Origin of the sequence: Shinella sp., from assembly GCF_049651085.1 — a bacterium.
In the GTDB taxonomy this organism is placed as follows: domain Bacteria; phylum Pseudomonadota; class Alphaproteobacteria; order Rhizobiales; family Rhizobiaceae; genus Shinella.
Window position 1 is genome coordinate 124,102 of the sequence record NZ_JBASBL010000009.1, and the last position, 22,455, is coordinate 146,556.

The 22,455-nt window shown below is 65.4% G+C and carries 22 protein-coding genes; 11 read left to right on the forward strand and 11 right to left on the reverse strand.

What is annotated here, in order from left to right; all coding sequences use genetic code 11:
• The first annotated feature begins 52 nt into the window (after window positions 1-52).
• Window positions 53-526, forward strand: coding sequence for a Cys-tRNA(Pro) deacylase (gene ybaK, locus WA950_RS05810; protein ID WP_424550746.1), 474 nt, complete (start codon window positions 53-55; stop codon window positions 524-526).
• 70 nt (window positions 527-596) lie between these two features.
• The gene (locus tag WA950_RS05815; protein ID WP_424550747.1) at window positions 597-1,850 is read left to right on the forward strand and encodes an aminopeptidase; all 1,254 of its coding nucleotides are present in this window, start codon (window positions 597-599) and stop codon (window positions 1,848-1,850) included.
• A gap of 53 nt (window positions 1,851-1,903) precedes the next feature.
• Here the strand turns inward: WA950_RS05815 and WA950_RS05820 are convergent, their stop codons facing one another.
• Complete coding sequence (locus WA950_RS05820) at window positions 1,904-2,788, reverse strand: EamA family transporter (protein WP_424550748.1); 885 nt, start codon at window positions 2,786-2,788, stop codon at window positions 1,904-1,906.
• An 82-nt stretch (window positions 2,789-2,870) separates the two neighbouring features.
• Here WA950_RS05820 and WA950_RS05825 point away from each other — a divergent pair, with 82 nt between their 5' ends.
• Entirely contained in the window at window positions 2,871-3,353 is a 483-nt protein-coding gene (locus WA950_RS05825; protein ID WP_424550749.1) for a MarR family winged helix-turn-helix transcriptional regulator, read from the forward strand.
• Here WA950_RS05825 and WA950_RS05830 read toward each other — a convergent pair whose 3' ends face one another.
• The 3 genes from WA950_RS05830 to WA950_RS05840 all read right to left on the reverse strand — a co-directional run bounded on the left by WA950_RS05830 (window position 3,354) and on the right by WA950_RS05840 (window position 7,434).
• Window positions 3,354-3,944, reverse strand: a complete 591-nt coding sequence (locus WA950_RS05830; RefSeq protein WP_424550750.1) for an NAD(P)H-dependent oxidoreductase — start codon at window positions 3,942-3,944, stop codon at window positions 3,354-3,356.
• A 7-nt stretch (window positions 3,945-3,951) separates the two neighbouring features.
• Window positions 3,952-5,541 (reverse strand): exodeoxyribonuclease VII large subunit, encoded by a 1,590-nt coding sequence (xseA, locus tag WA950_RS05835; RefSeq protein WP_424550751.1) that lies wholly within the window; start codon window positions 5,539-5,541, stop codon window positions 3,952-3,954.
• A 75-nt stretch (window positions 5,542-5,616) separates the two neighbouring features.
• Window positions 5,617-7,434, reverse strand: a complete 1,818-nt coding sequence (locus tag WA950_RS05840) for a hypothetical protein (protein ID WP_424550752.1) — start codon at window positions 7,432-7,434, stop codon at window positions 5,617-5,619.
• A gap of 126 nt (window positions 7,435-7,560) precedes the next feature.
• Between WA950_RS05840 and WA950_RS05845 the strand changes: the two genes are divergently transcribed.
• Together WA950_RS05845 and WA950_RS05850 are read left to right on the forward strand one after the other, a co-directional pair.
• Window positions 7,561-8,559 carry a glycosyltransferase gene (locus WA950_RS05845; RefSeq protein WP_424550989.1) on the forward strand — a complete coding sequence of 333 codons (999 nt, stop codon included), beginning with the start codon at window positions 7,561-7,563 and terminating at the stop codon, window positions 8,557-8,559.
• Window positions 8,556-8,945 carry a GtrA family protein gene (locus tag WA950_RS05850; RefSeq protein WP_424550753.1) on the forward strand — a complete coding sequence of 130 codons (390 nt, stop codon included), beginning with the start codon at window positions 8,556-8,558 and terminating at the stop codon, window positions 8,943-8,945. The genes WA950_RS05845 and WA950_RS05850 overlap by 4 nt, the downstream gene beginning before the upstream one ends.
• On the opposite strand, the gene WA950_RS05855 is transcribed toward WA950_RS05850, so the two are convergent.
• A complete protein-coding gene (locus tag WA950_RS05855) occupies window positions 8,903-9,703 on the reverse strand; it encodes a helix-turn-helix domain-containing protein (RefSeq protein WP_424550754.1) in 801 nt (266 codons plus the stop codon). The genes WA950_RS05850 and WA950_RS05855 overlap by 43 nt on opposite strands.
• Window positions 9,704-9,829: 126 nt before the next feature.
• Between WA950_RS05855 and WA950_RS05860 the strand changes: the two genes are divergently transcribed.
• The 4 genes from WA950_RS05860 (at window position 9,830) to WA950_RS05875 (ending at window position 13,129) form a co-directional block, all read left to right on the forward strand.
• A complete protein-coding gene (locus tag WA950_RS05860) occupies window positions 9,830-10,240 on the forward strand; it encodes a hypothetical protein (protein WP_424550755.1) in 411 nt (136 codons plus the stop codon).
• 147 nt (window positions 10,241-10,387) lie between these two features.
• Complete coding sequence (locus tag WA950_RS05865) at window positions 10,388-11,413, forward strand: histone deacetylase family protein (protein ID WP_424550756.1); 1,026 nt, start codon at window positions 10,388-10,390, stop codon at window positions 11,411-11,413.
• A gap of 97 nt (window positions 11,414-11,510) precedes the next feature.
• Entirely contained in the window at window positions 11,511-12,389 is an 879-nt protein-coding gene (locus WA950_RS05870) for an EamA family transporter (RefSeq protein ID WP_424550757.1), read from the forward strand.
• Window positions 12,390-12,466: 77 nt separating this feature from the next.
• Window positions 12,467-13,129, forward strand: a complete 663-nt coding sequence (locus WA950_RS05875; RefSeq protein ID WP_424550758.1) for an OmpA family protein — start codon at window positions 12,467-12,469, stop codon at window positions 13,127-13,129.
• Between the two features lie 43 nt (window positions 13,130-13,172).
• Here the strand turns inward: WA950_RS05875 and WA950_RS05880 are convergent, their stop codons facing one another.
• Window positions 13,173-13,997 carry a lipo-like protein gene (locus WA950_RS05880; protein WP_424550759.1) on the reverse strand — a complete coding sequence of 275 codons (825 nt, stop codon included), beginning with the start codon at window positions 13,995-13,997 and terminating at the stop codon, window positions 13,173-13,175.
• A gap of 119 nt (window positions 13,998-14,116) precedes the next feature.
• Between WA950_RS05880 and mbfA the strand changes: the two genes are divergently transcribed.
• Window positions 14,117-15,100, forward strand: coding sequence for an iron exporter MbfA (mbfA, locus tag WA950_RS05885; RefSeq protein ID WP_424550760.1), 984 nt, complete (start codon window positions 14,117-14,119; stop codon window positions 15,098-15,100).
• Window positions 15,101-15,178: 78 nt separating this feature from the next.
• Here the strand turns inward: mbfA and lepA are convergent, their stop codons facing one another.
• From lepA to WA950_RS05910, 5 genes are all read right to left on the reverse strand, one after another.
• Window positions 15,179-17,011, reverse strand: coding sequence for a translation elongation factor 4 (gene lepA / locus WA950_RS05890; RefSeq protein ID WP_424550761.1), 1,833 nt, complete (start codon window positions 17,009-17,011; stop codon window positions 15,179-15,181).
• A gap of 61 nt (window positions 17,012-17,072) precedes the next feature.
• Window positions 17,073-18,326 (reverse strand): MFS transporter, encoded by a 1,254-nt coding sequence (locus WA950_RS05895; protein ID WP_424550762.1) that lies wholly within the window; start codon window positions 18,324-18,326, stop codon window positions 17,073-17,075.
• Window positions 18,327-18,457: 131 nt separating this feature from the next.
• A complete protein-coding gene (locus tag WA950_RS05900) occupies window positions 18,458-19,183 on the reverse strand; it encodes a type 1 glutamine amidotransferase (protein WP_424550763.1) in 726 nt (241 codons plus the stop codon).
• A 96-nt stretch (window positions 19,184-19,279) separates the two neighbouring features.
• The gene (locus tag WA950_RS05905; RefSeq protein ID WP_424550764.1) at window positions 19,280-19,708 is read right to left on the reverse strand and encodes an RbsD/FucU family protein; all 429 of its coding nucleotides are present in this window, start codon (window positions 19,706-19,708) and stop codon (window positions 19,280-19,282) included.
• Window positions 19,709-20,938, reverse strand: a complete 1,230-nt coding sequence (locus tag WA950_RS05910) for an ROK family transcriptional regulator (RefSeq protein WP_424550765.1) — start codon at window positions 20,936-20,938, stop codon at window positions 19,709-19,711.
• 287 nt (window positions 20,939-21,225) lie between these two features.
• On the opposite strand from WA950_RS05910, the gene WA950_RS05915 reads away from it, so the two are divergent.
• Window positions 21,226-22,248, forward strand: coding sequence for a sugar ABC transporter substrate-binding protein (locus WA950_RS05915; RefSeq protein ID WP_424550766.1), 1,023 nt, complete (start codon window positions 21,226-21,228; stop codon window positions 22,246-22,248).
• The last annotated feature ends 207 nt before the right edge of the window (window positions 22,249-22,455 follow it).

Consider the following 22,455-nt stretch of genomic DNA (forward strand, 5'->3'; position numbering starts at 1 on the left):
CGGTATTTCGCACCCATGCGGACCAATTGTCTCGTTTCCCTGACGGCCCGCCATGTCCAAGACCACCCGCGCCACCCAGGCCCTCGCCAAGGCCGGTATTTCCTTCACCGTTCATACCTACGACTACGACCCGACGGCCGACCGCGTCGGCATCCAGGCCGCCGAGGCGATTGGCGAGGATCCGTCGCGCGTCCTGAAAACGCTGATGGCGGAGGTGGATGGCAAGCCGGTCTGCGTCATCGTGCCGTCGGACCGCGAGGTCAGCATGAAGAAGCTGGCAAGCGCCTTCAAGGGCAAGTCGGCCAATATGATGAAGCCGGCGGATGCCGAACGATTGACCGGCTTCGTCGTCGGCGGCATCAGCCCGTTCGGCCAGAAGAAACAGGTGCCGACGGCCATCGAGGAAGAGGCGCTGGCGCATGAGGCGGTGTATATGAATGGCGGCCAGCGCGGGCTTCAGGTGCACCTTGCCCCGCGCGACGTGGTGACGGTGCTGAAGGCGATTGCCGCATCCGTCATCGCCTGATTGCGCCTTCTCATTCACGCTCCGGCGCACTAAGTTTGCCTGATCCCTTTGCAAATCAGACAGGCATGCCATGACCGTTTCCGCCAGTTCCACCTCTCCCATCGATGCGGCAAAGCTCGACAAGCTTGCCGAAGTCGCCGTGCGCGTCGGCCTTCAGCTCCAGAAGGGGCAGGACCTCGTGATGACGGCGCCTATCGCCGCGCTGCCGCTCGTGCGCCTCATCACCAAGCACGCCTATATGGCCGGCGCCGGGCTCGTCAGCACCTTCTATGCGGACGAGGAGGCGACGCTTGCCCGCTATCGCCACGCGCCGGACGAAAGCTTCGACCGCGCGACCGACTGGCTCTACGAGGGCATGGCGAAGGCCTATGCCAATGGCGCGGCGCGCCTTGCCATTGCCGGCGACAACCCGATGCTGCTCTCCGGCGAGGATCCGGCCAAGGTGGCGCGCGCCAACAAGGCGAACTCCACCGCCTACAAGCCGGCGCTGGAGAAGATCGCCAATTTCGACATCAACTGGAACATCGTCTCCTACCCGAATCCCTCCTGGGCAAGGCAGGTCTTCCCGAACGATCCGGAAAACGTTGCGGTCGAAAAGCTGGCAAACGCCATCTTCGCGGCCTCGCGCGTCGACCTTGCCGATCCGGTGGCCGCCTGGGCCGAGCACAATGCCAATCTTGCCAAGCGCTCGGCCTGGCTGAACGGCCAGCGTTTTTCCGCCCTGCACTTCAAGGGGCCGGGCACCGACCTGACGGTCGGCCTTGCCGATGGCCACGAATGGCACGGCGGCGCTTCCATGGCGAAGAACGGCATCACCTGCAATCCGAATATCCCCACCGAAGAAGTCTTCACCACGCCGCATGCCCTGCGCGTCGATGGCCATGTCTCCTCGACCAAGCCGCTCTCCCATCAGGGCACGCTGATCGACGATATCCTGGTGCGCTTCGAGGGCGGCCGCATCGTCGAGGCGAAGGCCTCGAAGGGCGAGGCGGTGCTGAACAAGGTGCTGGATACGGACGAGGGCGCGCGCCGGCTCGGCGAAGTGGCGCTGGTGCCGCATTCCTCGCCGATCTCGGCCAGCGGCATCCTCTTCTACAACACGCTGTTCGACGAGAACGCCTCTTGCCACATGGCGCTCGGCCAGTGCTATTCCAAGTGCTTCCTCGACGGTGCGAACCTGTCGCCGGAACAGATCCGCGCGCAGGGCGGCAATGAAAGCCTCATCCACATCGACTGGATGATCGGCTCCGACAAGGTGGATATCGACGGCATCCGCGAGGATGGCAGCCGTGCGCCCGTCATGCGCGCCGGCGAATGGGCCTGATCGATCTCCTCATCAAAGGAGCGGCCGGCATCCACCGATGCCGGCCGTTTCATTCAAGGGCCTGACGCGGCAATGCCGGGCCGGTCCGCCGGTTCGCTCTGTGCCCATTGGCTGAGCCAGACGCTGCCCAGCACCACTGCCATGCCGGCGATCTGGAGGGGGCTGAGGTCCTGCCTGAGCAGCGCCCAGCCGAGCACGACGGCGACGAGCGGGCTGAGGAAGCCGAGCGGCGAGATCGCCGCCGGACCAAGGCGCGACAGGCCGCGGAACCAGAGGATATAGGTGAGCGCCGCGCCGATCAGGCCGAGATAGACAAAGCCGACGAGGTTTTGCGCCGTCGGCACGGGCAGCGGGGGCTCGAAGAACAGCGCGACGGGCACGAGCAGCAGGCCGCCTGCCGCAAGCTGCCAGGCGGTGAAGGTGAGCGGCGGCACCGGCGGCTCCCAGTGGCGCGACAGCACCGTGCCGAAGGCCATGGAGATGGCGCCGGCAAGACCCGCGGCAATGCCGATCGGATCGAGGCTGGCGGCGGGCGTCATCACCAGCAGCGCAACGCCGCCGATGCCGGCAAGGCCGGCCAGAACCGAGAGCGGCCGGACCGCCGTGCCCATGACGACGCGTGACAGCCCCAGCACCATCAGCGGCTGGATGGCGCCGACGGTGGCCGCGACGCCGCCCGGCAGGCGATAGGCCGAGACGAAGAGCATGGCCCAGAAGAAGGAAAAATTCAGCGCGCCGAGCAGGAAAGTGCGGGGCCACCAGATGCCCCTGGGCAGCTGGCGGACGAGGAGAAGCAGCAGCAACCCGGTCGGCAGCGCGCGTAGCATGGCGACGGTCAGCGGATAGCCGGCTGGCAGAAGTTCCGTGGTGACGATATAGGTGCTGCCCCAGATGGCGGGGGCGGCCGCGGTCAGGAGAATGTCGGAGGTGCGGGACATGATTGCCTCCAATGAAAGAATCTTGACGTCAAGATATATCATTTTATCTTGACGTCAAGATAATATCTGCTTTAGTCGGGCCATGGATCACGTTGACAGAATTCTCGCCCAATGGAACCGCGAACGGCCGGACCTCGACGTCGAGCCGATGGGGCTTCTCGGCCGGATTTCGCGGCTTTGCACCCATCTCGCGCGGGAAATCGAAAAGACCCTGGCGGCGCACGGGCTGAATTCGGCAAGCTTCGATGTGCTGGCGACGCTGCGCCGTTCCGGCCCGCCCTACCGGCTGTCTCCGGGAGATCTCGTCGCCACCACCATGGTCAGTTCCGGCACCATGACCAACCGGCTAGACCAGCTGGAAAAGGCCGGCCTCATCGAGCGCTCGCACAATCCGGACGACCGGCGCGGCGTCATCATCGCGCTGACGGCGAAAGGGTTTGCGCTGGTGGACGAGGCGGTAAGCGCCCATGTCGAGAACGAGCATCGGCTCATCCAGGGCCTCGATGCACAGGAGCGCGCGGCGCTGGACGGCCTGCTGCGCAAATTCCTCAAGGAATTCGAATAGTCAGATCCGGTCGGCGAGCTTTTCCACCCGTGCGATATGCGCCTTTCGCCCGGCCTCGCTTACGCGGTCCATGTCGTAGAGGTTGACCAGCCTGAAATTCAGCCCCTTGGCGCAGAAGGCGGCGATGCCGCGCTTCAGGAGGCGTCTGACCGGATTGCCCATATAGAGGTTGACCACCCACCAGGGCGAGCCGGTCGTGGTGAAGGCCCAGAACAGGCGGATATTGCCGAGCCGCGGCTGGATGCGCCCGCCGTCCGGGTCGTTCTCGAAGGCGACGCCGGGCGCAAAGACCCGGTCGAAGAAGCCTTTGAGGATGGCCGGGAAATTGAACCACCATTGCGGAAACACCAGCACCAGCCCGTCCGCCTGTTTCAGGCGCGCGACGAAGGGTTCCGCCTCGGACGGATCGTAGGCCGGCGCGAAATAGCGCGAGCGTTCGGACGGGGTCAGGCGCGGATCGAACCCCTCGCGGTAGAGATCGAGCAGGTCGACCGTATGGCCGTTCGCCGTCAGCTTGTTGCGCACCGTCTCGGCGACGCTTGCGGCAAAACTGTCTTCCAGCGGATGGGCGAGCACAAGCAAGATGCGCATGGCGGCCTCAGAACAACGAGCCCTGGCGAGTGGCGGGCTTTGCCGCCTCCACCGCCTCTGTCTTCGCGACCTTCTTGCGCGGTGCGCCGCCGCCCGAGCCGGTAACGGCATCGACCGTTCCATCGTTGAATTCGATGGCGATGGCGCGGCCGGGACCGAGGCTTGCTGCGCCCTTCACCGGCGCGCCGTCCTCGTCGCGCACCAGCGCATAGCCGCGTTTCAGGACATTGCGGTAGGAAAGCGATTGCAGCATGCGGTCCTGCGCCTGCACCAGGGCGCGGCGGCGGGAAAGATCGCCGGCAAGCGCGCTTTGCGCCCGCAGTGCCAGGCCCTTGAGCCGGTCGCCGGCGCGCTCGGTCTGCGTCTTGATGCGGGCGGGCGTTGCGCGCAACGACACGTCGAAGGCGGACAGGCGGGCGCGCAGCTGGTCCAGGCGACGCTCGACGATGCGGTCGGCCCGCAGCAGGTGGTCCGTCACCCGCTGGCGGCGCTCCGTGATGCGGGCGATCAGCATGTCGGGGCGAAGATGCGCCGCCGTGCGCTCGAAGGCGCGGCGCTTGTTCACCGTGTTCATCTGCAAGCCGCGGCCAAGGCCGGTCGCCGCCTCGTCGAAGCGCCGGCGCGGCAGCGCCAGAAGCTGGTCGAGCGAGGGTAGCGCGCGGGCAAGCGCGCGAACGCCCTGGCGGCGATTGTCCATCTGGCGCGCCATCGCGCCGCGAAGCCGCGCGGTGAGCGAAGCGATTTCCGCCTCGAGATCGGCCTTCACCGGTACGGCCATTTCGGCCGCTCCCGTCGGCGTCGGCGCGCGCCGGTCGCTCGCATGGTCGATCAGCGTCCAGTCCGTCTCGTGGCCGACGGCGGAAATCAGCGGGATGTTCGAGGCGGCGGCCGCGCGCACGACGATCTCGTCGTTGAAGCTCCAGAGGTCTTCGAGACTGCCGCCGCCGCGCGCGACGATCAGTACGTCCGGCCGGGGGATAGGCCCGCTGGGCTCGAACCCATTGAAGCCGTCGATGGCGGCGGCCACTTCCTGCCCCGAACCTTCGCCCTGCACCTTGACCGGCCAGACGACCACATGGACCGGAAAGCGGTCGGCGATGCGGTGCAGGATGTCGCGGATGACCGCGCCGGTCGGCGAGGTAATGACGCCGATCACATGCGGCAGGAAGGGCAGGGGCTTCTTGCGTTCTGCGTCGAAAAGTCCTTCGGCGGCAAGCTTGCGGCGGCGTTCCTCCAGCAGCGCCATCAACGCGCCGGCGCCGGCCGGCTCCAGCGTCTCGATGACGATCTGGTATTTCGATGAGCCGGGGAAGGTGGTGATCTTGCCGGTGGCGATCACCTCCATGCCCTCTTCAGGCTTGAAGCGCAGGCGCGAGAAGCTGCCCTTCCAGATGACGGCGTCGATGCGCGCCTTGTCGTCCTTCAGCGAGAAATAGGCGTGCCCCGAGGAGTGCGGGCCGCGATAGCCGGAAATCTCGCCGCGCACGCGCACCTGGTCGAACGCCTGCTCGACCGTGCGCTTGATGGAGCCGGAAAGCTCCGAAACCGAATATTCGGCAAGGTTTGAGGGCGAATCAGTGTCGGAAAAGAAGCTCATGGCGTTAAGTGTAGTGCGTTTGGCCGGCGATGACAGGGCGCGGCGCGCGACATCCCCAATCCGCTTGCCTCGCGTCTATTCCGGCCTCACCCGATAGAGCCGCAGCCGGGCGTTCTCCGTGCCGGGAATGGGCTCCAGATAGGCAGGAACCTTGCCCTTGAAGAGATCGGCATAGAGGCCGCCGGGTTCGGCCTTCGCTATATTGTGGGCCTGCGAGTCGGTTTCGCAGAAGGCGAGCAGGGTCACCTGCGCGCCGCGCAGGAAGGCTTCGGCCTGCTGCGGGTTGGAAAGGCCGATATGCAGCTCGGTCAGCATGCCGCCCTGGTTGCGGTGATAGGGCGCGGCAAGCGCACGGTGGCCGGTGTAACGCAGGATCGGCGCTCCGAGGTTGGATGATCCCGCAACGACCCCGATGGGCTCGGCGGCCAGCGGCGTGATGGATGCCGCAGCAGAGCAGGACGGGCGCTCCTGCCCGTTCGAAAGTCCGGATTTCAGCGTGTCCTGCGAGGGGCCGGGCAGGAGCGCGCCGGCGACTGCCCAGCAGGCCGGAACGGAGGCGAGCGTCAGGCCGATGAAGGCAAGCGCTATCCTGATGTTCTTCGGTTGGGCGCGCGAGGCGCGCTGAAGGTCCGCGATGGCGTAGCCGAGCGGCAGGGCGGACAGCATGTTCGAGAAGATCGCGCCGCGGATCTGGAGGATCGTGATGGCAAAGGCGACAACCAGCAGGCCGAGCACCACGGCATGCGCCTCGACGGCCTGTCCGCGTCGGATGCGCCAGAGGCAGACGACAATGGCGAGCAGGCCCGGCGCATAAAAGATGCCGATCGATGCAGGCTCGAGCTTGAATTGCGCGATGGCCGATTGCGCCTCGGTGACGCCGGAGAGCCAGAAGGTCACGAGGAGCGGATCGAGCGTGTCGAGCGGGTTGCCGAGACAGGCGGGGGCGATGACGAGGACCGACGCGGCAATCACCAGGCCGGCACCGGCAAGGGCGGCCAACCGGCCGCTGAAGGACCAGGCGCTGGTCAGCGAGGCCGTCAGGAACAGCACGCCGCCGCCGAGCGTAGCGAGCGCGTAGAAACCGTAGGAAAGGCTGTCGCAGGTTACCTGGCTGTACTGCGCGGGCGCGACGGTTGCGAAGAAGGCGAGCGTGACGGTCAGCGCCAGCGACAACCCGAAGGCGGCGGCAGCATCGCGCATGGCCGCGCCGTGCCTCAGCCAGCGCAGCGCCACGATGAGGCAGACGGCGCCGATCAACGGTGTCGTCTCCGCGCCGATGGCGATGGCAAGGCCGGCCAGAAGCCCGGCGACGGCTTGGTCGCGCGCCCGGTTCTTCGGGTCGAGCAGCATGGCGGCAATGCAGGCGATGAGCGCCAGCTGCACATTGTGATGGTCGATCGAGCCCGGCTGGAAGCGGTTGAGCGCGACGAGGAAGATGCTTGTCAGCACCAGCGTCGCATGCATCGCCATGGTGCCGCCGAGCCGGTGGGCGGCAAGTCCCATGCCGAAGAGCACCGGCACGACGAGCAGGACCGGCCAGATCGCCAGTGCGATGGCCTCCGCCTGGTGTTGCTCGAAGAACATCGAGAAGAAGCTGATGAGATTGGCGATCGGCAGGTCGATAAGGCGCGACCAGTGCATCTGCGTGCCACCCTCGAGCCCGAGGCGGTACTGCGTCGTGTCGAACCAGCTCTGGCCGGAAAGCAGGTCGCGCACCACGACGAGCCGCATGATGTCGTCATTGTCGGCCCCGACATAGTCGGCCGCAAAGGGCAGCGACAGGGCGAGCAGCAGCGTGATGGCGATGACCGAATAGAATGCGAGCACGCCGAGCGTCATGCCCTGGCGGTGAGACGGTCTGTCCGATTGCGTGAAAGGAAGGGCCGCAGGCATGGATTTCGACACGTTCTGCCCTTTCGGCCGCCGTTTGAAGACAGCCGAAACCTAGCCTTAACCTTCTCAAGAAATAGTAAAACCCAGGGTCGCATGAGGCGACCTGTGACGGGAGAACGCGCCGCCATGTCGGAAGCCTTGCTGGAAGATCTCGATATTGCCGTGCTGTTGCCCTGCTACAACGAGGCGCAGACGATCGGTGACGTCGTGAACGGATTCCGCGCCGCACTCCCCTCGGCCCGCATCTATGTCTACGACAACAATTCCACCGATTCGACCGCGCTGCGCGCCGCGCTTGCCGGCGCGACGGTGGTGCGCGAGCGCCGCCAGGGCAAGGGCAATGTGGTGCGCCGCATGTTCTCCGATATCGAGGCGGATATCTACATCATGGCCGATGGCGACGGCACCTACGCCGCCACGGACGCGCCCGAGCTGATCCGCACCCTCATCACCGAGGGCGCCGACATGGTGGTCGGCACGCGCCGCGGCGTACATGCGGATGCGGGCCGCCAGGGCCACGCCTTCGGCAACCGCATCTTCAACACCCTGTTCCGCTCGCTCTTCGGCAACGATTTCTCCGATATCTTCTCCGGCTACCGCGCCTTTTCGCGCCGCTTCGCCAAGAGCTTCCCGGCCGTTTCCGGCGGCTTCGAGATCGAGACCGAAATGTCGGTGCATGCCTCGCGCCTGCGCCTGCCGGTCGCCGAACTCGAACTCGACTACGGCCGCCGCCCGGAGGGATCGCACTCGAAACTCTCGACCTTCCGCGACGGCGGAAAGATCCTCTGGATGTTCGCCATGCTGATGAAGGAGACGCGGCCATTCACCTTCTTCGGGGCCATCAGCGCCGGCTTCCTCTTGCTCAGCCTCACCTTCATGGCACCGGTTCTGGGGGAATATTTCCGCACCGGCCTGGTCGAGCGCATGCCGACCTGGGTCTTCTCGCTGGTGCTGCTGATGATGTCCTTCCTCGTCTTCTCCGCCGGCATGATCCTCGATTCGCTCGCCCGGGCCCGGGCCGAGCAACTGCGCATCCACTACATGAACCTGCCCGCCGGCCACACCGATCATCGTCGCGCTGCACGACCATCCGAGGAAACGCGGGCGCGCTCGCGCGCCGCATGAAACGCGCTTTCCTCTTTTCTATCGTTGGCGGCGCCGGCTTTCTCATCGATGCCTCGATGCTGGCATGGCTTTTGTGGGCAACGTCCCTCGGCCCTTTCATCGCTCGCATTGTCGCGATCGCAACGGCCATGTGCTTTACCTTCTGGCTGAACCGCAACTTCACTTTCGGCCGTAGCGGCCGGGGTCTTGCGGCGGAAGGGACGCGCTATGGCGGCGTCGGCATCAGCGCCGCGATCCTGAACTACGCGGTCTATTCGGCAATCGTGCTGGCCTTTCCAGCGCTTTGGCCGGTATTCGCCGTCGCCGTTGCCTCTCTTGTCGCGATGGTGTGGTCTTTCCTTGGCTATTCCCGCTTCGTCTTCGGCCGCTCAGCTTCCTCGAAGTGAGCCCGCGTCTCGGCGTCGGCCGGGAAGAAGCTTTCGATCAGCACGCCCTGCACCAGCGCATCCTGCGCCGAGCCGAAGGAGGTGAGGGTGGTGATCCAGTTGAAGCGTTTCGTGCCGATCTTCATCTCGATGGGCAGGACCGGCAGCCGGTCGGTTTTCGGGAAGGCCTCGAGCGCCGCTTTGATATCCGGCGCCGCCGCCAGCCGCTCGATGCGCTTTGAAAGCGGGCTGCGCGGCCCCTGAAGCCAGGCCTCCGCGCGGATGCGGTGCACCAGATCGGCGGCCGATCGAGCCCAGTTTACGACGATCGAGCGCAGCGGCGTTTCGCCGAGATAGGCATCGAGAAAATTGTCGCCCGGCGAGACGGCGATGCCCGCCATGCCGGCAAGGCCGAGAAAGGCCTGGTTGGCGGTCAGCACATTGTATTCATGGTCGAAGACGACGCCCGGATAGGGATCGTGGCGGGCGAGGATAAGCCCGATCGCCTCCGTCACCTCCGGCGGGAAGGCGGCCAGGCTTGCGGCCGGCGATGTCGCAAAGCGCGGGCGGAAACCGGCGGCGGAAAACAGCGCTCCCTGATCGCGCGCCGGAATGTCGAGCACGGCGGAAAGCCGCAGGATCATGCCCTCGGTGGGGCGCGAGCGGCCGGTCTCGAGAAAGGAGAGGTGGCGGGCGGAAATGCCGGCCTCGGTGGCCAGCTCCAGCTGGCTCATGCGCCGGTGGCCGCGCCATTCCTTCAGGTGATCACCAAACTCCATATCTGCCTCCGTTTGCCTCACCGCACTAAACAGGAGGGGCGACATGATTTCCATTACCTCCAAGGTAATTGGTTTGCGTCACCTGTCCCGGCAGGGTCGGCCCATCGAAAACGAAAGGAGCCCATCATGTTCGCCAGCCTCAATCGCAATCTCCTGAAGTCCGTCATGCTCGCCGATGGCGTTTTCTCCATCGCCGCCGCCGCGGTACTCCTCGCCTTCTCCGGTCCGCTCGCAGCCCTGATCGGCCCCCACGCGACGCCGGCCATCGTCACGGGCTTTGCCGCCTTCTTCCTTGTCTGGGGCGTCTTCCACCTTGCCGTCGGCCGGCAGGAGCGCCCGTCACTCGTCGCGGTGCGTGTCGCCATTGCCGGTGATGCGCTGTGGGTTCTCGGCAGCATCGCCGTTCTCCTGCTCGCCCGCGGCGGGCTGACGCCCACCGGCATGGCGCTTATCGCGGTTGCCGCCGTTGCGGTCGCCGATATCCTGCTCCTCAAGCAGGTCGGCATCGGCCGGCAGCAGCGCGCCGCACTCGCCTGAGCCCATCGCCCGCTCTTCGCCCTCCAACAGGCGGGGCGAAGGCGGTTTGTGGTCCTTCGGCAAAGCGGTTCTCTGCCCCGCAGGGGAGATTCCCCTTCCGCGAAAAATGCTCTACCGTCGCGCATAATGAAAAACGGGGAGCCCTTCATGCGCGTTATCTTTTCCGAGGACCACAAGCTCAGAAATGCTCGCAGCGAGCTATACGGCGGCGAGCTGGTGCCGCCCTTCGAGGCGCCGTTCCGGGCGGAATGGATTCTCGCCGCGGTCAAGGATGCGGGCTTCACCGACATTTCCGCGCCGGAGCGCCATGGCCTCGAGACCGCACGCAAAGTGCATGATACCGGCTATCTGTCCTTCCTCGAAACGGCCTGGGACCAGTGGAAGGCCGCCGGCTACAATGGCGAGGCGATCGCCACGTCCTTCCCGGTGCGCCGTACCTCGCCGCGCATCCCGACGCAGATCGACGGCCTGCTCGGCTATTATTGCAACGCCGCCGAAACGGCGATCTCGCCCGGCACATGGGAAGCGGCCCTTTCCTCCATGCAGACGGCGCTGACGGCGGCCGATATCGTCGTGGGCGGCGAAAAGTCCGCCTTCGCACTCTGCCGTCCGCCGGGCCACCATGCCGGCATCGACAGTTTCGGCGGCTACTGCTTCATCAACAATGCCGCTGTCGCGGCCCAGCGCTTCCTCGACAAGGGCGCGGGGAAGGTCGCGGTCCTCGACGTCGATTTCCACCATGGCAACGGCACGCAGGATATCTTCTATGAGCGCGCCGACGTGTTCTTCGCCTCGCTGCATGGCGATCCGGCCGATGCCTTCCCACATTTCCTCGGCTATGCGGAGGAGACCGGCAAGGGCGCGGGCGAGGGCACGACGCTGAACCATCCGATGCCGCCCGGTACGCCCTATTCCGTTTGGGAAGCGGCCCTTGTCGATTCGCTGAAGCGTATTTCCGCCTTCGGCGCGGAGGCAATCGTGCTTTCGCTCGGCGTCGATACGTTCGAAAAGGACCCGATTTCCTTCTTCAAGCTCACCTCGCCTGATTATGTGACGATGGGACGGGCGGTCGCCGCCAGCGGCGTTCCCGTTCTCGTCGTCATGGAGGGCGGCTATGGCGTGCCGGAGATAGGCCTCAACGTCGCCAACACGCTGAGGGGCATCGCGGGCTGACGCCAGCATCAATTTTCCTGAAGCAAGGCGTCACGAATATCAATTTGTCGCGTGGCAGACCCTCCTCTAGGACTGGGTGCCGGAGGAGGAGGACCCCATGGCGGATCAACAGGTAATGGCGCAGCCGAACAATGCAGGGCTCCTTTCGGGCATCCTGCTCTGTTTCGCCTCCATGTCGAGCATCCAGTTCGGTTCGGCTTTTTCCGCCACGGCGATCACCGCCTATGGGCCGTCAGCCACGACCTTCCTGCGCCTCGTCATCGCGGCGGCGGTGCTGGCGCTTCTGGTGCGCCCGCCGATGCGCTCCTACAGCCGCGAACAGTGGAAAAGCGCGCTCTTTCTCGGCGTCACCATGGCGGGCATGACGCTCTGCTTCTTTGCGGCCATCGACCGCATTCCGCTCGGCCTTGCCGTGGCGATCGAATTTCTCGGACCCCTTGCCGTCGCCACCTGGGCGCTCGGCGCCGGCTGGCGGCTGGTCTGGCCGCTTGCGGCCTTCCTCGGCGTCGTGCTGCTTTCCCATGACGGCGAGGGCTGGATCGGCGATCCGGTGGGCGTGCTGTTTGCCTGCGGCGCGGGGATCGGCTGGGGCTCCTACATCATCCTCATGAAGAAGTCCGGCAAGGTATTTCGCGGCCTGGAAGGTCTTTCCATGTCGCTGATCGTCGCTGCGGTGGTCGCGGCCCCCTTTGGCCTTCCGCGGGTCGGGGAAGCGCTCAATCCGGAAGGCCTCGGCCTGATGCTCGGCCTTGCCCTTCTCGTGCCGCTCTTGCCCTATGCGCTGGAAATGATCGCGCTGCGCCGCATGCCCATGTCGGCTTTCGGCATCCTGATGAGCCTCGAGCCGGCGCTCGGCGCGCTTGCCGGTTTCCTCGTGCTCAGCCAGCCGATGACGCCGTTGCAGATGCTCGGCACGGGGCTGGTGGTGGCCGCAAGCGCCGGTGTCACCTCCAGCGCAAACGCCGCCGAAGGCTAGCAAAAGCCGCCCCCTTTCATGTTCCTGCCGCAATCGGTAGGTTGAAGCAGAATCATCGAAGTCTCCGGGGATCCTCCATGTACAAGAAAGTTGCGCTCGTCGCGCTCGCTGCGACCTATCTCTCCGCCTGCACGACGACCGACCCCTATACGGGCGAGCAGAAGGTCTCGAATACGGCCGGTGGCGCCATGATCGGCGCGGGCCTCGGTGCCGCGGCGGGCCTGCTCGTCGGCAACAACCCCGTCCAGCGCCGCAATGCGGCCCTTATCGGCGCGGGCGTCGGCGCGCTCGCCGGCGGCGCGATCGGCAACTACATGGATACGCAGGAATCCGAGCTGCGCGCCCAGCTCCAGGGCACCGGCGTTTCCGTCACGCGCATGGGCGACCGCATCATCCTCAACATGCCGTCGAACGTCACCTTCGCGACGGATCAGGACCGGGTCATCCCGCCGTTCTATCCGACGCTCGATTCGGTCGCGCTCGTGCTGCGCAAGTTCGAAAAGACGCTGATCGACGTCGACGGTCACACCGATTCGGTCGGCAATGCCAGCTACAACCAGGACCTTTCCGAGCGCCGCGCCAATTCGGTCGCCAACTACCTCGCCTCGCGCGGCGTCGATCCGCGCCGCATGTCGGCGATGGGCTATGGCCTCGAGCGTCCGATCGCCTCCAACGCTTCGGAATCGGGCCGTGCACAGAACCGCCGCGTCGAGATCGCCATCTCGCCGCTGCGCCAGTGACAAGCCTCCAATTTTTGCTGCGATTTTTCACGAAGGGCCGTTTTTACGGCCCTTCCCTGTTTGCGGCCCATTGCAGCCGCTTGTAGTCGAAGCCGTATTTCAGCGTCGGCTTGACGATCTCGAAATAGGGCGAGAGGTCGAAATCTCGCGGCGTGTAGAGCGAATGGTGGCGGATGTGGAGGACTTCCTCGCGCGAGTAGGTCGAGGTTGCCGCCGCGTGGCCCGGTTCGTACACGAGGTCGGGCAGGATGGGGTAGCGGATTGTCTCGAAGGCCTGGGCAATCAGTGTCGAGCAGATCGCGCGCGTCGGGTCGCCTGAGCCGAAGGCGATCATGCGGCGGCGCCAACGCACCGGAATGGGCGGCGTCGGCATGAAGTAGCGCAGCATGTCCAGGATGTTTTTCACGTCGTATTTCAGGCCCAGCCGCGAGATCATGAAGGAGAGAACTGCATCCCGGTCCTCCGGCGTCAGGCCAACCGGGCGGCAGATGCGCGTGTTGAAGGTGCGATACTTGCTGAGCGGCACGGCAACGCATCCCTCGCCGATATTCACCTCGATGAGTTGCGGCCGGTCGGCCGCCGGACGCGCCGCCTGGTCGAGCGTCAGGGGAACCTCGTCTCCCACGAAGAGCGCGGCATGCGACCAGGTCGATTGCGTCAGGTATTTGATCGCCGCCGAGACCTTCTGGTTGCCTTCCACCAGCAGCACGTCGCCGGGCCGCAGCGTACGGGCCAGGGTCGCCGGATCGGATGGCGTATAGGGCTCGTAACCGGAGGTCTGGTTTTGCAGCCGGTCGGCGATGCGGCGACCGAGGCGGTCGAGCAGCGTGTCGCGGCTGGCGGAAAGCGGCTTCAGTCCGGCGGTCACGTCACGTCCTTCACATTCATATGCTGCGGCACTCTAGCCTCAGGCGCGACATCCTGTCGAGCTTGACCGTGGCGGTTGTTTTCTTATATTTAGAATAATTCTAAACTGGATATTCGAAGATGTTGTCCCACTTTCTCCGTCCGGGCAAACGCAGCCTGGAATCCCTGAGCGAACAGGAAATTCTCGCCCTCGCCATCTCGTCCGAGGAGGATGACGGGCGCATCTACCTCGCATATGCCGACGCGCTACGGGATGCCTATCCCAATTCCGCGCGCGTCTTCGAGGAGATGGCGGCGGAGGAAAGCCATCACCGCCAGATCCTGATCGACCGGCACATCGAGTGCTTCGGAGACCGCATCCCGCTGGTACGGCGTGAATATGTGCGCGACTTCCCGGAGCGCAAGCCCGACTGGCTGATCCAGAACATGTCGATCGAGAACATCCGCGAGCAGGCAGAAGCGATGGAGGCGGCGGCGCACCGCTTCTATCTGGCCGCCGCCTCGCGCACGCAGGATGCGGCGACCCGCAAGCTGCTCGGCGATCTGGCGCTGGCGGAAAAGTCGCACGAATCGCTCGCCCGCAGGCTCGGCGAGGAGCACACGCCCGACACGGTGAAGGCGGAGGAAGACCAAACGGCGCGGCGGCAGTTCCTGCTGACCTATGTGCAGCCGGGCCTTGCCGGCCTCATGGACGGCTCGGTCTCGACGCTCGCGCCGATCTTCGCCGCGGCCTTCGCCACGCAGGATACCTGGCAGACGTTTCTCGTCGGCCTCTCGGCCTCCATCGGCGCGGGCATTTCGATGGGCTTCACGGAAGCCGCCCATGATGACGGCAAGCTGTCCGGCCGCGGCTCCCCGCTCAAGCGCGGCCTTGCCTCGGGCATCATGACGGCGCTCGGCGGCCTCGGCCATGCGCTGCCCTATCTCATTCCTGATTTCATGCTGGCGACGGTCATCGCCGTCTTCGTCGTGTTCGTGGAACTCTGGGCGATCGCCTTCATCCAGAACCGTTACATGGAAACGCCGTTCTTCCGTGCCGTGCTGCAGGTCGTTCTCGGCGGCAGCCTCGTCCTGGCCGCGGGCGTCCTGATCGGCAATGCATAGCAGGGGACTGAGCGCCTGAAACGGAAACCCCCGGCTCTCGCCAGGGGTTTCAAGTCCTCGGTGGAAAGACCGGCCTTCCTATTCGTCGCCCATCTTGAGCGCGGCGATGAAGGCTTCCTGCGGGATCTCCACCTTGCCGAACTGGCGCATGCGCTTCTTGCCGGCCTTCTGCTTGTCCAGAAGCTTGCGCTTGCGCGTGGCGTCGCCGCCGTAGCACTTGGCGGTCACGTCCTTGCGGAGCGCCGAGATGGTTTCGCGGGCGATCACGTTGCCGCCGATGGCGGCCTGGATCGGGATCTTGAACATGTGCTTGGGGATCAGCTCCTTGAGCTTCTCGCACATTTCGCGGCCTCGCTTTTCAGCCGCCATGCGGTGCACCATCATCGACAAGGCATCGACCGGCTCGCCGTTCACCAGGATCGACATCTTGACCAGATTGCCCTCCCGATGCTCGGTGATCTGGTAGTCGAAGGAGGCGTAGCCCTTGGAGATCGACTTCAGGCGGTCGTAGAAGTCGAAGACGACTTCGTTGAGCGGCAGGTCGTAGGTCAGCATGGCGCGCGTGCCGACATAGGTCAGCTCCACCTGGATGCCGCGACGGTCCTGGCAAAGCTTCAGGATGCCGCCGAGATAATCGTCGGGCGTCAGGATCGTCGCGCGGATCCACGGTTCGTGGATTTCCGAGATCCGCACGACATCCGGCATGTCGGCCGGGTTGTGCAGCTCGCGCTCCGAACCATCGTTCATGAAGAGCTTGTAGACGACCGAAGGTGCCGTCGCGATCAGGTCGAGGTCGAACTCGCGTTCAAGCCGTTCCTGAATGATTTCGAGGTGCAGCAGGCCGAGGAAGCCGCAGCGGAAGCCGAAGCCGAGGGCGGCGGAGGATTCCATTTCGAAGGAGAAGGAGGCGTCGTTGAGGCGCAGCTTGCCCATCGCCGAGCGCAGGTCCTCGAAATCGGCGGCATCGACCGGGAAGAGGCCACAGAAGACGACCGGCTGGGCCGGCTTGAAGCCCGGCAGGGCCTTTGCCGTCTGGCGCTTGTCCTCGGTGATCGTATCGCCGACGCGGGTATCGGCCACTTCCTTGATCGAGGCGGTGATGAAGCCGATCTCGCCGGGGCCGAGGCTGTCCATCGCGACCATCTTCGGCGTCAGAACGCCGACGCGCTCGACGGTGTATTTCGCGTCCGTGCCCATCATGCGGATGGTCTGCCCCTTCGAGAGACGGCCCTCGATGATGCGCACGAGAACCATGACGCCGAGATAGGTATCGTACCAGCTGTCAACGAGCAGCGCCTTCAGCGGCGCTTTCTCTCCGCCCTCGCTCACGGGCGCGGGCAGGCGGTTGACGATGGCTTCGAGCACGTCCGGGATGCCGAGGCCGGTCTTGGCCGAGATCAGCACCGCGTCGGAGGCGTCGATGCCGATCACTTCCTCGATCTGCTCCTTGATGCGCTCGGGCTCGGCCGCCGGCAGGTCGATCTTGTTGAGGACCGTGACAAGCTCGTGATTGTTGTCGATCGCCTGGTAGACATTGGCGAGCGTCTGGGCTTCCACGCCCTGAGAGGCGTCCACGACGAGCAGCGAGCCCTCGCAGGCCGACAGCGAACGCGAGACCTCATAGGCGAAGTCGACGTGGCCGGGCGTGTCGATGAGGTTCAGGATATAGGTCTCGCCATTGTTCGCCTTGTAGTGCAGGCGCACGGTCTGGGCCTTGATCGTGATGCCGCGCTCGCGCTCGATATCCATGTTGTCGAGGACCTGCTCCGACATCTCGCGGTCGGCAAGGCCGCCGGTGGCCTGGATCAGCCGGTCGGCGAGCGTCGACTTGCCGTGGTCGATATGGGCCACGATCGAGAAATTGCGGATATGGTCGAGGGGCGTCGAATTATTGGTGCTCATGCGCGCCATATAGCAGTGAGGAGGATTCCCGCAAAGCGGTAAATGAAAGGTTCCCTCGCCGCAAGCACCGCTATTCCGGGGCTTCCTGGCCTTCCACCAGCGCGCCGGCATTCGGCACCTGCGCGCTTCTGATCTCAAAGCCTTCCCGCTCCTGCGGCGGCACCGTCTCGCGCAGGCGCAGGCGCTGCGCGACGAAGGCGGCATAGAGCAGCGCCACCGCCATCGCGGCATAGATGAAGGTCTTGGGGCCGAAGACCGGCGTCAGCGCCGTCACGCCGAGCGGAACGAGCGTGGCGGAGGTCGACCAGGCGACGAGCAGCGTGGAGGCGAGCGGCACGTAGTCCTCCGGGTCGGTGCGGTCGTTGGCATGGGCGTTGGCGATCGAGTAGACGCTTTCGACGGCGCCCGCCCAGAGCGCGAAGACGATCATCAGCAGGATCAAGGCCCCGAAGGAGACGAAGAGGGCGGCAACCGCGGTGCCGGCGATCAGGAGGCAGGTGAAGATCAGCACGATGCGCCGGTCGATGCGGTCGGAGAGCGTGCCGAGCGGGTACTGCACGAAGATGAGGCCGAACTGCATGACGAACATCAGGAGCGCCACATCGGCCTGCCCGACTTCGTGGGTGGCGGCATAGATCGGCGTGAACCCCTGCACCACCATGGAAAGCCCGCCCGAGGCGAGGATGCCGATGAGCGCGACCGGGGAATTGCGCCAGGCCATGGCGAAGTCGAGGTTGACGCGGGCCGGCGGCGGCGGGGTGGGGAGTTTCGTCAGGCCGATCGGCAGGAGGGCGATCGTGGTGACGAAGATGGTGACGAGCGGGGCGAGATTGCCGTCCGCCGGCATCTGGCCGAACAGCCAGGCGCCGACGCCGAGCCCGAGCACATAGGCCATGTAGAAGAACGACATGGCCTTGCCGCGCCAGCGATTGTCCGCCGCATGGTTCAGCCAGCTCTGGGCGATGATGAAATTGGAATTGCCCGCCACGCCATAAAGACAGCGCGCCAGAATCCAGAGGATCGGATTGACGCCGAGCGCCACGAGGAAGGCGGCGACGATGACGAGCGCCAGCGAGCAGGAAAAGGCGCGGGCATGGCCGACGCGGCGGATGACGGGGCCGGCGATGACGCAGCCGACAAGCCCGCCGAAGGCGATGGCGGTAACCGCCGCCCCCGGCGTCCAGGACGCGGCATCGGCGCGCGACAGCACATAGGGCACATAGGCAAGCATGATGCCGTTGCCGATGGCGACGAGGGTCATGGAAACGACGAGGGCGGTGATGGAAAAAAGCGACGATGTCCGCTGCGTTTCACCCGTCGTCATCCGTCTCTCTCCCCCGATTCTGCGTCCACCTTATCGGGCCGGGCGGCGTCGCATTGTCGCCGGAGCGGCATGACGGGAAATTATTTTCGGATGGGTGGCAGAGGTTGAGCGGCGGCGCGTGCGCCGCCCCGTCAGGCGACCCGCCGGGTCCTTGCTGCCGCGATCGTTCCGACCCAGGCGCGGGCAAGGGCAAGGCCGGTGGCTTCGGCGCTCGGGCCGTTTTCGGCGGCGAGGGCGGCGCGCTGCTCCAGCCAGCCGGGCGCCTGCTTCTCGATGTAGTGGGGGAAGATCGTCGCCCATTCGTCGACGACCTGCCGGTTCGCCTCGAAGTGGAACTGCGTGGCGTAGGTGGCCCGGCCGATCCGGAAAGCCTGGTTTTCGGCCGCGCTGTTGGTGGCAAGCCGCACTGCGCCGTCCGGCAGCGTGAACGTGTCGCTGTGCCACTGGAAGATCTCGAAGGAACCGGCTGCCGCCGAAAGCACCGGATCGCCGGCGCCGTCCGGCGTCAGCGCCACGGTGCACCAGCCGAATTCCGGCGCGGTGCCGATCAGGTTTTCCGCACCATAGGCGCGCGCCAGAAGCTGGCTGCCGAGGCACACGCCGAGCACCGACTTGTCGGCATCGCTGAAACGGCGCATCAGCCCGCCAAGCGCCGGCAGATAGGCGTGGTTTTCGTCGTCGAGTGCGTTCTGCGGTCCGCCCATGACGACGATGGCGTCATGATCGGCGTCGTCGGCGGGGATGGCGTCGCCGGCATGCGGGCGACAGATGTCGAGCTCGGCGCCTGCTTCCTCAAGGGCGATGCCGATCTGCCCGAGCAGCGTTACCTTGTCGTTTTCAACCACCAGAACCCGCATGCGATACTCCTGTCTTCGATGCGGCGAGACAATCATGTCGGCCTGCTTCGTTCAAGAGCCGCGCATGCAAAGAACGCGGCTCTTGCGAGATGAAAATCAGGGGTAGATGACGCCCTTGCGCAGGATGACATTGGCATAGAGCCGCGGTTCGCCCGTCTGCACCAGCGTATGAGCGGCACGCACGCGGTTGTAGAAATCAGCTCCGACGAGGGGAACGACCGTACGTGCCGGCTCGTGCCGGGCGCAGCAGGCGAGGATTTCCTGGTGTACCGGCTCCAGCGTGTCGCGTTCCTGGCGGAAGGTGGAGCGGAAGATCGCGTCCTCGACGAAGTCGTCGATCGGCAGCGCCGAGAGCACGGCGTTCAGCACGGCAACGAGCGGCACGCCATCGAGGCGGATCAGCCGGCGCGCATGTTCGACGCCCGGATAATTGCCGTCGACGATGGCGATCTCGTCGCCATGGCCCATGGAGCGGAGCGTTGCCAGAAGCTCCGGGCTGAGGATGGGGTCGATACCTTTCAACATTCAGGCAAGCTCCTTGAAGAGGACGTTGTGGTCGGGAAGATAGCGGGAAAACAGCGGCAGGCTCGCCCCGCCGATCGAGCGGGCGTGACTGCCGACGGCGCCTTCGACGATGTCGGGCATCGTGACGCCCTGAAGGTCGAGCCGGGCGACGGCGGCCCGGGTCGCCGCGACGACGCGCTCGCGCACCCATGCGGGAAAGCCGCCGTCGATGACGACCGCGGCAAAGTCGATGACGGAGGCGGAGGCGACGACCGCCTGGGCAAGCGCCGCCGCCATGTCCTCGATCCAGATATCGAGCGGCGCACCGAAATCGATCCAGTCGTCGGGCGAATACCACAACGGTTCGGGATCCATCCCGTGCTCGCGCAGCAGGTTTTCCAGCCGGTAGATCGAGGCGATCTTGAGAAGCTGTACCGTCTCGCCGTTGCGACCCTGCACGGGAAGCGGACCGATCGCCCCGGCGGTGCCGGTGCGGCCGGTGAAGAGCGCGGAATTCAGCACCACGCCGCCGCCGATGAAGGAGCCGATGAAGAGATAGAGGAAGTCCGGATATTGCGGGCCGAGGCCGAAGACGAGTTCGGCCGCGCAGGCGCTCGTCGCATCGTTCTGCACCACGACCGGATAGGATACGCGCCTGGCGATCTCCGCCTCCAGATCGACGCCGCGCCATTGCTCCATGTCGGCCTGCGGCGCGCCCACTTCGCTCGCCCAGCTCCACAGCTCGAAGGGCGTGGCGACGCCGAAACCGGCGATGCGGGCGCGCTCCTCGCGCGTCAGCGTCGCCTCCAGTTCAGCAAGGCCTTCCTCGATGAAGGAAAGCAGCGGGCCGGGCATCGGATAGGCAAACGTGCGGCGCACCTGCCGGCGGATGCCGCCGACGAAATCCATCATGACGAGGTCGGCGCTGCGCCGGCCGATCTTGAAGCCGAAGGAATAGACCGCATCCGGATTGAGCAGCATGGGAACCGAAGGCTGGCCGACCTTGCCGCGCATCGGCTCGCCGCGCATCAAGAGCCCCTCGGCTTCGAGCGCCCGCATGATGACCGTGACGGTCTGGGCGGAAAGGCCGCTGCGTCGCGCGATTTCGGCCTTCGACAGGCTGCCGTGCCGGCGCACCAGCGACATGACCAGGCGCTCGTTATAGGCCCGGACGCGCACCTGGTTGGCGCCCCCGCTCGGGTCGAGAATTTCGGCCGGCGACGCGGGTGCCGTCGCGGCATGTCTTGTCATCGTTTCCTCCCGTGCCGGTTCAGGCGAAAACGCCTTTTTCCCGGTCCTCTTAGCGACTGGCGTCCCGCTCTTCCACCGGAAACGATACAGCCCGGGCCTTCGCCCTCTCTTTCCCGGAGCATGCCATATCGGATTAATAATTCAATTCGATTTATTTATTGACAGGTTTTTCTTTTGGTGATTTTCTCATCGCCGGAAGCATGGTCGGCCGGTGGAGGAGCCTCGGCCCCTGCGACCGGATGGCCCCAGGAGAGGGGCGCATCCCGTTTCGTCCTTGGGAGGATTACATGAAGAAGACGCTCGTTTCCGCCGCTCTTGGCGCGCTCGCGCTTGGCGTGGCCTTTGCCTCGCCGGCCGCTGCCGACACTACCGTTTGCCTGATCACCAAGACCGACACCAATCCCTTCTTCGTCAAGATGAAGGAAGGCGCCACCGCGAAGGCGGCCGAAATCGGCGTCACGCTGAAGGCCTATGCCGGCAAGATCGACGGCGATTCGGAAAGCCAGGTTGCCGCCATCGAGACCTGCATTGCCGATGGCGCGAAGGGCATCCTGATCGCCGCTTCCGACACCAAGGGCATCGTTCCCTCCGTGCAGAAGGCGCGTGACGCCGGCCTCGTCGTCATCGCGCTCGATACGCCGCTCGAGCCGCTCGACAGCGCCGACATGACCTTTGCCACCGACAACCTGCTCGCCGGCGAACTGATCGGCAAATGGGCCGCCGCCAGCCTCGGCGATGCCGCCAAGGACGCCAAGATCGCCTTCCTGAACCTCACGCCGTCCCAGCCGTCGGTCGACGTGCTGCGCAACCAGGGCTTCATGAAGGGCTTCGGCATCGACGTGAAGGACATCGGCAAGATCGGAGACGAGGACGATCCGCGCATCGTCGGCCACGACGTGACCAACGGCAACGAGGAAGGCGGCCGCACCGCCATGGAAAACCTCCTGCAGAAGGATCCGTCGATCAACGTCGTGCACACGATCAACGAACCTGCCGCTGCCGGCGCCTATGAAGCGCTGAAGGCCGTCGGCAAGGAAAAGGACGTGCTGATCGTTTCGGTCGACGGCGGTTGCCCGGGCGTCACGAACGTCGCCGATGGCGTCATCGGCGCGACCTCGCAGCAATATCCGCTGATGATGGCGGCGCTTGGCGTGGAGGCGATCAAGAAGTTCGCCGACACCGGCGAGAAGCCGAAGGCCACCGAAGGCAAGGACTTCTTCGACACGGGCGTGACGCTCGTCACCGACAAGCCGGCAGCAGGCGTCGAATCCATCGACACCAAGGCCGGCAAGGACAAGTGCTGGGGCTGATGCCCTGCGGCCGGCCCGGTTTTCCCGGGCCGGCATCCGCTACGGACGGACCGGGCGGCGTGAAGGGCGCAAGGCAACATGCGCTGCATGCACCCTGCTTTGACATTCGCAACAAGACGTGGGCACTTTTCTTCTGCGGGCCGCGGCGATAGCCGGACCTGCCTGCGGGAAGGTCGCCCGAAGATGGCGGCAGGTGCGCAAGGCGCT